Annotated in this window: 8 protein-coding genes; 4 read left to right on the forward strand and 4 right to left on the reverse strand. The window is 50.4% G+C overall.

The genetic code is table 11. The features are described 5' to 3' along the window. Nucleotides 1-271: 271 nt before the first annotated feature. The gene (polA, locus tag J1782_RS12940) at nt 272-3,076 is read left to right on the forward strand and encodes a DNA polymerase I (protein ID WP_217153292.1); all 2,805 of its coding nucleotides are present in this window, start codon (nt 272-274) and stop codon (nt 3,074-3,076) included. A gap of 391 nt (nt 3,077-3,467) precedes the next feature. On the opposite strand, the gene yihA is transcribed toward polA, so the two are convergent. Continuing rightward, a complete protein-coding gene (gene yihA, locus J1782_RS12945) occupies nt 3,468-4,112 on the reverse strand; it encodes a ribosome biogenesis GTP-binding protein YihA/YsxC (protein WP_152324939.1) in 645 nt (214 codons plus the stop codon). Nucleotides 4,113-4,691: 579 nt separating this feature from the next. Between yihA and yihI the strand changes: the two genes are divergently transcribed. Then, complete coding sequence (gene yihI, locus J1782_RS12950) at nt 4,692-5,243, forward strand: Der GTPase-activating protein YihI (RefSeq protein ID WP_152324940.1); 552 nt, start codon at nt 4,692-4,694, stop codon at nt 5,241-5,243. Nucleotides 5,244-5,430: 187 nt separating this feature from the next. Beyond that, nucleotides 5,431-6,804, forward strand: coding sequence for an oxygen-independent coproporphyrinogen III oxidase (hemN, locus tag J1782_RS12955; protein ID WP_217153293.1), 1,374 nt, complete (start codon nt 5,431-5,433; stop codon nt 6,802-6,804). Nucleotides 6,805-6,866: 62 nt separating this feature from the next. On the opposite strand, the gene glnG is transcribed toward hemN, so the two are convergent. The 3 genes from glnG to glnA form a co-directional block, all read right to left on the reverse strand. Then, nucleotides 6,867-8,279: a nitrogen regulation protein NR(I) gene (glnG, locus tag J1782_RS12960; RefSeq protein ID WP_152324944.1), complete on the reverse strand. Its 1,413-nt coding sequence runs from the start codon at nt 8,277-8,279 to the stop codon at nt 6,867-6,869. A gap of 7 nt (nt 8,280-8,286) precedes the next feature. Next, nucleotides 8,287-9,336, reverse strand: coding sequence for a nitrogen regulation protein NR(II) (gene glnL, locus J1782_RS12965; RefSeq protein ID WP_152324945.1), 1,050 nt, complete (start codon nt 9,334-9,336; stop codon nt 8,287-8,289). Between the two features lie 253 nt (nt 9,337-9,589). Beyond that, the gene (glnA, locus tag J1782_RS12970) at nt 9,590-10,999 is read right to left on the reverse strand and encodes a glutamate--ammonia ligase (protein WP_152324947.1); all 1,410 of its coding nucleotides are present in this window, start codon (nt 10,997-10,999) and stop codon (nt 9,590-9,592) included. 471 nt (nt 11,000-11,470) lie between these two features. Between glnA and typA the strand changes: the two genes are divergently transcribed. Continuing rightward, nucleotides 11,471-13,294: a ribosome-dependent GTPase TypA gene (gene typA / locus J1782_RS12975; RefSeq protein ID WP_152324949.1), complete on the forward strand. Its 1,824-nt coding sequence runs from the start codon at nt 11,471-11,473 to the stop codon at nt 13,292-13,294. The last annotated feature ends 155 nt before the right edge of the window (nt 13,295-13,449 follow it).

Below are 13,449 nucleotides of genomic sequence, written 5' to 3' on the forward strand. Positions count from 1 at the left end.
ATATAACTATCCACAAAAGCTATTAAGTTTCTATTACACGAAAATCCCCCGCCTACTTTCTATAACCTGATGAAACCAGTAGTTAAAATTCTGTAATATTTTCCAGTACATTTCAGATAATAATCCCCTTTGGAAACTATTCACAAACTTATCCACAGGAAGATCCTTCGAGATCCCTCGCAAGTTCGCAATGATTTTTCCTCCTGAGGTTCGTCTTTCCGGCTGGCTATGGCATCCTTAGAGCATGTCTGATCACGAATAAAGAAGAGTTATGGCCCAGATAGCAGAAAACCCCTTAATCCTGGTGGACGGTTCGTCTTACCTCTATCGCGCTTATCATGCGTTCCCGCCGCTGACGAACTCTGCGGGTGAACCGACAGGCGCGATGTACGGTGTGCTTAACATGTTGCGCAGTTTATTGCTGCAATACACACCAAGCCATGTCGCTGTGGTTTTCGACGCGAAAGGCAAAACCTTCCGTGACGAACTTTTTGAACAGTACAAATCCCATCGTCCTCCAATGCCTGATGATCTGCGCTCGCAGATTGAACCTTTGCACCAGATGGTTAAAGCCATGGGCTTGCCCCTGCTGGTGGTTTCCGGCGTAGAAGCTGACGACGTGATCGGTACTCTGGCACTGGAAGCGGAAAAGGCAGGTCATGCGGTTCTCATTAGTACCGGCGATAAAGATATGGCGCAGCTGGTGACGCCGGGCGTGACGCTGATTAACACCATGAATAATGCGATTCTCGGGCCTGAAGAAGTCGTTGAGAAATATGGTGTACCGCCTGAACTGATTATCGATTTCCTGGCTTTGATGGGCGATTCTTCGGATAACATTCCGGGCGTGCCGGGCGTTGGAGAGAAAACAGCGCAAGCTCTGTTACAGGGCATTGGTGGCCTTGATGCGTTGTATGAAGATCTGGATAAAGTATCGACATTAAGCTTCCGGGGTTCAAAAACCATGGCTGCAAAACTGGCGGATAATAAAGAGGTTGCTTACCTCTCTTATCAGCTGGCGACCATTAAAACCGACGTTAAGCTGGATCTGACTTGTGCCGAACTGACGGTTTCTGAGCCTGATGCCGATGAACTCCACAAACTGTTTGGCCGCTATGAATTTAAGCGCTGGCTGGCGGACGTCGAATCCGGTACCTGGCTGAGCGCTAAAAAATCGGCAGGAAAAGCGCCAGCAGCAGCTAAGAAAGCTGCGCAGAATGAAGAAACGACTTCAACATCTGCTGTCGAACCTAACCAGCTTTCGCAAGAGGGCTACGTTACTATTCTGGATCAGGCAACGCTCGATGAGTGGATCGGTTATCTGAAAGCCGCTGATGTTTTTGCATTCGATACAGAAACCGATGGTCTGGATACGCTGACGGCCAACCTGATTGGTCTGTCTTTCGCGACAGAAGCAGGCAAAGCCGCTTATCTGCCCGTTGCTCATGATTATCTGGACGCGCCGGTACAACTTGATCGCGATGAAGTGCTTAAGCAACTTAAACCGCTGCTGGAAGATGAGAAGCAACTGAAAGTCGGGCAGAACCTGAAATTCGATCGGGGCATCTTATTGCGCTATGACATCGAAATGAAAGGCATTGCCTACGACACGATGCTTGAATCCTACGTTCTCGATAGCGTATCTGGCCGCCATGATATGGACAGCCTTGCAGATCGTTACCTCGGCCATAAAACTGTAGGTTTCGAAGAGATAGCCGGGAAAGGCAAAAATCAGCTGACTTTCAACCAGATCGCTTTGGATCAAGCCGCGCCGTATGCAGCGGAAGACGCTGATGTTACGCTCCAATTGCATCAGGCGCTTTGGCCACGTATTCAGGAAAGTGAATCACTGAAGAAAGTTTTCACTGAAATTGAAATGCCACTGGTGCCAGTTTTGTCTCATATCGAGCGTACCGGTGTTTTGATTGATCAGAATATTTTGGCCGCTCATTCCAAAGAGCTGGCCATCCGCCTGAACGAGCTGGAAAACAAAGCGCACGAGCTGGCGGAAGAACCTTTCAACCTTTCTTCGACCAAGCAACTCCAGGCTATTTTGTATGAAAAACAGAAATTGCCAATTCTGAAGAAAACGCCAGGCGGGGCTCCATCAACGAATGAAGAAGTTCTGGCTGAGCTGGCACTGGATTATCCACTGCCAAAAGTGATTCTGGAATATCGTGGTCTGGCAAAGCTGAAGTCAACGTATACCGATAAGTTGCCTCTGATGATCAACCCGCAGTCTGGCAGGGTTCATACCTCTTACCATCAGGCGGTAACCGCTACCGGTCGTCTGTCATCCAGCGATCCAAACCTGCAAAACATTCCTGTGCGTAATGACGAAGGGCGTCGTATTCGTCAGGCTTTTATTGCGCCAAAAGATTACATCATTCTGGCTGCCGACTATTCGCAAATTGAACTGCGTATCATGGCGCATTTATCCAAAGATGAAGGTTTACTGAAAGCGTTTGCTGAAGGTAAAGATATCCACCGTGCAACCGCGGCAGAAGTCTTTGGTACGCCACTGGAAAGCGTCACCGGTGAACAACGTCGTAGCGCTAAGGCGATTAACTTTGGTCTGATTTATGGTATGAGCGCTTTTGGATTATCCCGTCAGCTGAACATTCCCCGTAAAGAATCTCAGCGTTATATGGATCTGTATTTCGAGCGCTATCCGGGCGTACTTGAATACATGGAACGCACACGGACTCAGGCTTCTGAGCAGGGTTATGTTGAAACGCTTGATGGCCGCCGTCTGTATCTGCCGGATATAAAATCCAGTAACGCCATGCGTCGTAAAGGCGCCGAGCGTGCCGCAATCAACGCCCCGATGCAGGGAACGGCAGCGGACATTATCAAACGCGCGATGATCTGCGTTGCTGACTGGCTCAAGCAATCCGATGCTCCCCGTGCCCGCATTATCATGCAGGTACACGATGAACTGGTGTTCGAGGTGCATAAGGATGATGTCGATGCAGCAAGTGAGAAAATTCGTAATTTGATGGAGTCGAGCATGGAGCTCGCTGTTCCGCTCAAAGTGGATGTCGGAACGGGTGAAAACTGGGACCAGGCTCACTAAGTGGTCATTTGACTAAGTGGATAGTAATTAAGCTTTTTTTGTAATTAAGCTACAGGATTATGTGCTCAGACCTTGAAGGTGATCGCATAATCCGCGATTTTTGTGTAAGTAAACTACAAAAAGTTCTTTTTCCCCGTCAGGAAATAGGGTAAAGTTTCTCTCGTAGGGTACAGAGGTAAGATGTTCTATCTTTCAGACCTTTTACTTCACGTAATCGGATTTGGCTGAATATTTTAGCCGCCCCAGGCATTTATGTCTGGGGCGTTTTTTATTGTGCTTTTCATGGCGTTGCGAAGGCTCCCCTCAAACGCTATCTATAAAAAAGGGCGACCTGCTGGCCACCCTGATGATGTTCTTTACTTACACGTGCCATTGATTATGGTCTGTAACGTTATTCGCCTGACAATTCTTCTTCCAGCACTTCCGGTGGGATCTCGTTGAACCAGTTGTTCAGCTTATCGCTCAGTTTATCCACGCCCATTTTCTTCGGTGAAGAGAACGCTTCAACCTGAATATCGCCCATGAATTCTTTTACCGCTTCACGGACCATCTTGATTTGCGCCTGACGCGCACCGGAAGCCAGTTTGTCGGCCTTGGTCAGCAGCAACATTACCGGCGTACCAACATCCACTGCCCACTGAATCATTTGCTGATCAAGATCTTTGAGCGGATGACGGATATCCATCAGCACAACCAGACCTTTCAGCGAATTACGCATTTGCAGATATTCGCCCAGTGCGCGCTGCCATTTGCGTTTCATTTCTTCCGGTACTTCTGCATAGCCGTAACCCGGCAAGTCGACCAGACGGATGCCGGGTTTGACTTCGAACAGGTTGATCAGCTGAGTACGTCCCGGCGTTTTACTGGTACGTGCGAGACTTTTTTGCTGCGTCAGCGTATTCAGCGCACTGGATTTGCCGGCGTTTGAACGACCAGCAAATGCGACTTCAATGCCTTCGTCAGCTGGCAGGTGCCGGATATCCGGGGCGCTCATGACGAAATGGGTCATATGATAGTTGTAAGTTTGGCTGGTCAAAACGTGCGTCTCCGTGAGGCATGAGTATCTGGCTGGCGATTATAACTGCAACAGAGCCGAGATGTGTTCGTGTTTTTGAAATCCGAATGATGAGGCGAAGGGACCACAGAGATGAAGGCGGGGGAAATTGCCTTCATGATGTAAGACATTTGCTATTCATGATGCGGGTTATTTCGCTTGTTTTATCGCCGTATTTTTTAATTCTTATCGTAATCAACAAGATAAAATTTGAGTGTTTCCGAAACTTCACTGGCGGCTGGCGGGTATCTTGAGCCTTTGCGCCAGTCGGGTAAAGTAATTCTTACGCGATGAAGGCAAGTAGGGAAACACGGATGAGTTCTGCATTCACGGATCACGGGAAATGCATTGCGATTTAAGGACGAACGGGGCCGGAGGCTCTGAAAGGCAAAGGAAAAACCGGGACGTTGACGCTATACAGGGAAAGTGTTTGAGGAATGTCCTTCTGTTGAAGGAAAGAAAAAGGCAGCAAGGTTAACTTGCTGCCTTTTTTCTTTGTTCGCTTTCTGCTAGATTCCGCCGCAAATCTATACTAAATGTACACACCTAAGAGCAGATGCCATGAAACAGCCAGCGAAAGCACCACGCGCCAAAACCGCGACAGCTAAAACGAAGAAGAAAAGTCGTGTAGAGCTTGATATCGAAGCGCGCGAACGCAAGCGTGATAACAAGCGCCGTGGCCATAAAGCAGGCTCACGTGCCAATCCGGATGCGGCTCAGAATCAAAACGGTTCTGGCGCTAAGAAAGCCGATCCGCGCATCGGCAGCAAGAAAGCAGTGCCATTAATCGTTGAGACAGTAACGAACAATGCGGCGAAAGCTAAAAAAGCCGCGCAGCCGAAACAAGATGCAAAACCAAAAATGACGCCGGAAGAAGAACTGACGTTGCTGGAAAATGATGAGCGGCTGGATTCACTCCTGGACCTTATCGATGATGGCAAAGCACTGAGCGCAGAAGATCAGGCTTACGTTGATCAGACGCTGGATCGTATTGATGTTCTGATGGAAATCCTCGGCATTGAACTCGGCGACGATGAAGATGACGAAGAAGAAGAGAAGAACGAAGACATGATGCAGTTGCTTAAGCGCGGAAATCCAAAAGACGGTTTCTAAGCCGTGCGCTGGGTCATCCCGGCAATAGCCTTACTCTTTGCATGTTATATGCTTTGGTTATTCGGTAAACTACGGCGGTTATCGAAAACCAAAGCACGTTTGCGCAGAGCGACCTTTGTCAGGCAGGCCAAAAGCCTGCCTGTAAGGGAAACCGGCAGCATCCGACGCCGGAAGGAGTAAGTTACCCATGTCAGAACAGACCACCGTCTGGGATTTAGCGCTGATCCAGAAGTACAACTATTCAGGTCCGCGATACACATCCTATCCAACTGCGCTCGAATTCAGCGAAAACTATGATGATGCGGCCTTTAAAAAAGCGGCTGCGCGTTATCCAGAGCGTTCCCTTTCGCTGTATGTGCACATTCCTTTCTGTCATAAGCTCTGCTATTTCTGCGGCTGCAATAAACTGGTGACCCGCCAACAGCATAAAGCCGAAGAATACCTTAACGTCCTAGAGAAAGAGATCAGCCACCGTGCGCCGCTCTTTAAAGGCCGTCAGGCCAACCAGCTGCACTGGGGCGGTGGTACTCCGACTTACCTTAATAAAGCGCAGATAAGCCGCCTGATGGGCCTTCTGCGGGCACACTTTGATATCCTGCCCGATGCAGAAATGTCACTGGAGGTGGATCCGCGCGAAATTGAGCTGGATGTACTCGATCATCTGCGCCGCGAAGGCTTTAATCGTCTCAGTATGGGTGTGCAGGATTTCAACAAAGAAGTGCAGCGTCTGGTGAATCGCGAGCAGGATGAAGACTTCATCTTTGCGCTGATTGAACGCGCACGTGCGCTGGGTTTCAACTCCACCAATATCGACCTGATTTACGGCCTGCCGAAACAAACGGCGGAAAGCTTTGCTTATACGTTGCAACGCGTGGCAGAGCTGAACCCGGATCGTCTTAGCGTGTTCAATTACGCCCACATGCCAAAATTGTTTGCCGCTCAGCGCAAAATCAAAGACGCCGATTTGCCGGGCGCAGAAGAGAAACTGAAGATTCTGCAGGAAACCATCGCCTCACTGACGGCGTCCGGTTACCGCTTTATCGGGATGGATCATTTTGCCCGTCCTGACGACGAACTGGCGATAGCCCAGCGCGAAGGCAAACTGCACCGCAATTTCCAGGGATATACCACGCAGGGCGACAGCGATTTACTGGGAATGGGGGTGTCAGCCATCAGTATGCTGGGCGATACCTATGCACAGAACGAGAAAGACCTTAAAACGTATTACACCAGAGTGGAAGATCAGGGGAATGCATTATGGCGCGGTCTGGAAATGACCGATGATGACTGCCTGCGCCGCGATGTCATTAAATCGCTGATCTGCCATTTCGAGCTGAATTTCGCGGATATCGAACAGCGTTATGGCATCCGCTTTAATGATTATTTTGCCGACGATCTGGCGCTGCTCAAACCGCTGACCGAAGACGGGCTGGTTGAGATGAGTGATACGCATATTCAGGTCACGCCGCGCGGCCGTCTGCTGATCCGCAATATCTGTATGTGTTTTGATATTTACCTGCGCCGCCAGGTTCGCCAGCAGCAATTTTCCCGGGTTATCTGACGCTCGCCGCATAAACAAAAACAGCCGCATTTGCGGCTGTTTTGCTTTCAGGCATCTGCCTTTTATTCCATACCCAGTTCTTTCAGTTTACGGGTCAGGGTATTTCGTCCCCAGCCCAGTAAACGTGCCGCTTCCTGTTTGTGCCCCTGAGTATGGCGCAGCGCCGTAGTCAGCAGCGTACGCTCCATCTCCGGCTGTGCTTCTGACAACAGGTTTTGATGACCGGAACGCAGGGCGCGATCGGCCCATTGTGCCAGTAACGTTGCCCAACTGTCCGGCAGGCTTTGCCCACCCGTCTCTGGCGCTGCCGTTTCAAACAATTCACTCGGTAAATCCTGAATCAGCACTTCCTGACCGGCGGCCATGACAGTTAACCAGCGACAGGTATTTTCCAGCTGGCGCACGTTGCCTTGCCACGGCAGACGGGTGAGCGCGGTTTCTGTTTCCGGATGCAGGTTTTTTGCTTCAACGCCCAGTTCTTTCGCCGCAACTTGCAGGAAATAACGCGCCAGACGCGGGATATCTTCACGACGTTCACGCAGCGGAGGCAGATGGACGCGGATCACGTTCAGACGGTGGAATAAGTCCTCACGGAATTTGCCTTCCTGAACCCGTAACTCCAGATTCTGGTGGGTAGCCGCGATAATCCTGACATCCACTTTTACCGGCGCATAGCCGCCGACCCGATAGAACTGCCCGTCAGCCAGCACGCGCAGCAGGCGGGTTTGAACATCAAGCGGCATATCACCGATTTCATCGAGGAACAGCGTGCCGTTATCGGCCTGCTCAAAACGTCCCTGGCGGATGGTATTCGCCCCGGTAAATGCGCCTTTTTCGTGGCCAAATAATTCGGACTCAATCAGGTCTTTCGGGATTGCTGCCATATTCAGAGCGATAAACGGTGCTTTGGCGCGCGGGCTGTGACGATGCAAAGCATGGGCGACCAGCTCTTTACCGGTTCCGGATTCCCCGTTTATCAGCACGCTGATTGAAGAGCGTGATAACCGGCCGATGATACGGAACACGTCCTGCATGGCTGGCGCTTCACCAATAATATCAGCTGTCGGGCCACTGGCGGGCTGGCTGCGCGCGGGTTGTTGTTGTTCCTGATAATGACTGATCGCACGCTCGACAAGCGCAACGGCTTCGTCGATATCGAACGGTTTTGGCAGATAATCAAACGCACCTTGCTGATAGGCGCTGACCGCGGCATCCAGATCGGAATGCGCTGTCATTATGATGACCGGAAGCATCGGATGGCGCTGTTTAATCTGTTTTAACAGCGCTAAACCGTCCATGCCGGGCATACGGATATCTGATAACAAAACGTCAGGAGTTTGAGTCGCAATGGCATCAAGCACTTCATTGCCGCTGTCAAACGTGGTGCAGGTTAAACCGGCTCCAGTGAGCGCGCGTTCAAGTACCCAGCGGATGGAGCTATCGTCATCGACGATCCAGACTATCCCTCGTTGCATAATAACCTCACTGGCGAATAGGCAGGAAAACCGAGAATTCGGTGTGTCCTGGCCAACTGTTAAATTCAACTTTACCCGAATGCTGATCAATCAAACTGCGCGCGATGGAGAGGCCCAAACCGGTGCCCCCTTCGCGGCCACTGACCATGGGGTAAAAAAGGGTGTCCTGCAAATGCGCCGGTACGCCAGGGCCGTCATCTTCAATATCGATACGGGCCACCAGACGATAACGCACGCCGTGTAACGTAATCTGGAAAGCCGTGCGTGTGCGCAAAGTAATTGTGCCGCCTTCGTCCCCGAGCGCCTGCAATGCGTTGCGGGTGATGTTCAGCAAAATCTGTTCTATCTGATCCGGATCGTGCGCCAGTTCTGGCAGGCTCGGGTCATAGTCTCTGACCAGCTGAACGTTATCCGGTTTTTCCATCGACACCAGCTGGCAAACACGTTCGGCAACCTGATGAATGCTTTGTGTGACGTGCTGGCTTGGGCGTTGTGGCCCCAGCAGGCGATCAACCAGATTACGCAGACGGTCGGCCTGCTCAATAATGACTTTGGTGTATTCCAGCAGAGCCGGATCGGGCAGTGCTCTGGATAATAACTGGGCGGCACCACGCAGCCCGCCAAGCGGGTTTTTGATTTCATGGGCCAGGCCGCGGATCAAATCCCGTGCTGCAACCTGTTGAGCATGCTGCAATTGTTCCTGACTGAGGCGTCGCTGATTATCCATCGGCGCCAGTTCGACCAGAATAAAACCTTCCGGCAGCATCTGCGCAGTCAGTGAAAGTACGTGCGCGCGGCCATCGACAACCAGAGTCACTTCGCTGTCTGTAAAGCCCTGTCCGGCTGTCAGACTTTCACGCATTAAGTCGATATTGAGCGAAAAATATCCCACCAGTTCCGGCAAAGGGGTACCAAAGAGTTTGCGGGAACTTTGCGCCAGTAACTGCTGAGCGGCTGGATTGGCGTAATGCACAGCCAATTCGTCGTCCAATAACAGAACGCTGTTGATTAAGGAATTCAGGATCTGCCCAGCATCGGGCAGCTTGCCAGTTGCCATACCGCAGTCTCCCGCACCTGATTGGTGCATTTTATCTCGCTACCCGGCGAAATCACGGGCCAGAGGGGTTAAGCAGGAAAGAGTGTGGAGAAAAAAGCCCATCCGGAGATGGGCTGAAAGTTTCCACGGCAACAAATAAAATCGTCTTACTTAATTTTGACGCTAAAGGCTTTGTTACAACCAGGCCATCAGTCGGGTATTACGCTCAGCGCCAGATCAACAGCTGGCGCTGAGTTCAGGGTTTAATCAGAAATTAAACGCTGTAGTACAGTTCGAACTCAACAGGGTGCGGAGTCATACGCACACGATCCATTTCTTCTTTACGCAGACCGATGTAAGCATCGATAGCGTCATCAGTGAACACGCCGCCACGGGTCAGGAACTCGCGGTCTTCGTTCAGTGCGTTCAGAGCTTCTTCCAGTGAACCTGCAACTTTTGGAATTTCTGCTTCTTCTTCCGGTGGCAGGTCATACAGGTTTTTATCCATCGCGTCGCCAGGGTGGATCTTGTTGATGATACCGTCCAGGCCGGCCATCATCAGTGCAGCAAACGCCAGGTATGGGTTAGCCGCTGGATCAGGGAAGCGTGCTTCGATACGCATGGCTTTAGGGCTGGATACGTGTGGAATACGGATAGAGGCAGAACGGTTACGCGCAGAATACGCCAGCATCACGGGTGCTTCGTAGCCCGGGACCAAACGCTTGTAGGAGTTGGTTGTCGGGTTAGCGTAGGCATTGATTGCTTTAGCGTGCTTGATGATACCGCCGATGTAGAACAGTGCCATTTCAGACAGGCCGCCGTATTTGTCGCCAGCGAACAGGTTGTTACCGTTCTTAGACAGAGACATATGGCAGTGCATACCGGAACCGTTATCGCCAAACATTGGTTTTGGCATGAAGGTCGCAGTTTTGCCAAATGCGTGAGCCACGTTGTGAACCACGTATTTGTAGATTTGGATTTCGTCAGCTTTTTTGGTCAGCGTGTTGAAGCGGGTTGCCACTTCGTTCTGGCCAGCAGTTGCTACTTCGTGGTGGTGAGCTTCAACAACCAGACCCATTTCTTCCATGGTCAGACACATGGTAGAACGCAGATCCTGGGAGGAGTCGACCGGAGGAACCGGGAAGTAACCGCCTTTCACAGCAGGACGGTGACCTTTGTTGCCACCTTCGTATTTGGTGCTTGAGTTCCATGCGCCTTCGATATCATCGATAGCAACGTGAGAACCGGAGATGCTGCTGCCGAAGCGCACATCATCAAACAGGAAGAACTCTGGCTCTGGCCCGAACAGAACGGTGTCCGCGATACCAGAAGAGCGCAGGAAATCTTCTGCACGTTTTGCAGTAGAACGAGGGTCGCGGTCATAACCTTGCAGCGTAGTTGGCTCAAGGATGTCGCAACGAATGATCAGCGTGGTTTCTTCGTAGAACGGGTCAAGAACAGCAGTGCTCGCATCTGGCATCAAAACCATGTCAGATTCGTTAATGCCTTTCCAGCCACCGATTGAAGAGCCATCAAACATTTTGCCTTCTTCGAAGAAGTCAGCGCTAACCTGGTGTGCAGGAATGGTGACGTGCTGTTCTTTGCCTTTGGTATCTGTGAAACGTAAATCTACGAATTTCACTTCATGCTCATTCAGCATCGTCAAAACGTGTTCAGCGGACATACTAGTTCTCCCGAATTTCTCATTATCGTCGTGGAACGAATAACCATTTTTGGTCTTTAGTTGGAAATAACAGCTTTACTTGAACTGGCGTGTGGCCTAAACAGCACTATTATTTGTCTGGTCAGACTCTTTCACCCAGTAAAAACTTTTTACCCTAAAAAATTTTTACTCTAAAAACTATTAGCGAAAAGTGTGCCAACTTTGAGAAAATGCAAACAACGCCATTTTACAGGGCTTTTGCACTCGATAAGTATGCACCATAACGGAATTTCTGCACTACAATGGTGCTAATCGTGAGATGCAAGGCACCAAAAAGGTGCGTCATAATGGTTCAGGGGTTCTTTTGCACCGTGAAAGGGATCACAAAGTAGCCATCCACAAGTTGTTTCAACAAGATCCTTGTGATCTTGTTTAGAACCTCGCTTAATACGTGTACAATAGCGCGCTATTTCTAATGCCTGAGGCAAAGCTGTGATCGAAAATTTGCGTAACATCGCCATTATTGCCCACGTTGACCATGGTAAAACCACCCTGGTCGACAAGCTGCTGCAACAATCCGGTACTTTCGGAGAACGTGTAGAAGCTACCGAACGCGTAATGGACTCCAACGATTTGGAGAAAGAGCGTGGGATTACCATCCTCGCAAAAAACACCGCCATTAATTGGAAAGACTACCGCATCAACATCGTGGATACCCCAGGACACGCCGACTTCGGCGGTGAGGTAGAGCGTGTGATGTCAATGGTCGACTCGGTGCTGCTGGTTGTGGATGCAATGGATGGCCCAATGCCGCAAACCCGTTTCGTGACCAAAAAAGCATTCGCTAATGGTCTGAAGCCGATCGTGGTAATCAACAAAGTTGACCGCCCTGGCGCGCGTCCTGACTGGGTTGTTGATCAGGTCTTTGACCTGTTCGTAAACCTGGACGCAACTGACGAACAACTCGATTTCCCAATCATCTATGCATCTGCACTGATGGGTATCGCGGGTAACGACCATAACGATATGGCCGAAGACATGACCCCGCTGTACCAGGCGATTGTTGACCACGTATCTCCGCCACAAGTTGAGATGGAAGCACCTTTCCAGATGCAAATCTCTCAGCTGGACTACAACAACTATGTTGGCGTCATCGGCATCGGTCGTATCAAACGCGGTACTGTTAAACCTAACCAGCAGATCACTGTGATCGACAGCGAAGGTAAAACCCGTAACGGTAAAGTCGGTAAAGTTCTGACCCACATGGGTCTTGAGCGTATCGAAGCGACCGTTGCTGAAGCTGGCGATATCATCGCGATCACCGGTTTGGGTGAGCTGAACATTTCCGACACTATCTGTGACCCGGCAAATGTTGAAGCTCTGCCAGCGCTGAGCGTTGATGAACCAACCGTTACCATGTACTTCTGCGTTAACACCTCTCCGTTCTGTGGTAAAGAAGGTAAGTATGTGACTTCACGTCAGATCCTTGACCGTCTGAACAAAGAACTGGTGCACAACGTAGCATTGCGTGTTGAAGAAACTGAAGATGCTGATGCATTCCGCGTTTCAGGCCGTGGTGAACTTCACCTGTCGGTTCTGATCGAAAACATGCGTCGTGAAGGTTTCGAGCTGGCGGTTTCCCGTCCTAAAGTAATCAACCGTAAAATCGATGGCCGCATGCAAGAGCCATTCGAGAACGTGACACTGGATATCGAAGAGCAACACCAGGGTTCTGTCATGCAGGCCATGGGTGAGCGTAAAGGCGATGTCAAAGACATGATCCCAGACGGCAAAGGTCGTATCCGTCTTGATTACCTGATCCCAGCACGTGGCTTGATCGGCTTCCGTACTGAATTCATGACCATGACTTCAGGTACCGGTCTGCTGTACTCCACGTTCAGCCACTACGATGACGTCCGTCAGGGCGAAATCGGTCAGCGTCAGAATGGCGTTCTGATTTCCAACGGTCAGGGTAAAGCAGTTGCGTTCGCACTGTTCAGCCTGCAAGACCGCGGTAAATTGTTCCTGGGCCACGGCGCAGAAGTGTATGAAGGCCAGATCATCGGTATTCACTCACGTTCTAACGACCTGACCGTGAACTGCCTGACCGGTAAGAAACTGACCAACATGCGTGCGTCCGGTACTGACGAAGCAACGACTCTGGTTCCTGCTATCAAAATGTCTCTGGAGCAAGCTCTGGAATTCATCGATGATGACGAACTGGTCGAAGTGACTCCTCAGTCTGTGCGTATCCGTAAACGTCACCTGACCGAGAACGACCGTAAACGTGCAATGCGTGGTCCAAAAGAAGGTTAATCTTCTTTTACGCATACCGTTACACAGAAACAGGGTGCCTTTGGGTACCCTGTTTTTTTTGTGTTTTTTTTCCAAACCTGCGCTTAACCCCACGCATCTGTCACTGTTCACCTGTACGTTTTACCGCTAAAGTTAAAAGTCATCTTTGAAATCAG

The sequence above is a fragment of the Rahnella sp. BCC 1045 genome, assembly GCF_019049615.1.
Classification (GTDB): domain Bacteria; phylum Pseudomonadota; class Gammaproteobacteria; order Enterobacterales; family Enterobacteriaceae; genus Rahnella; species Rahnella contaminans.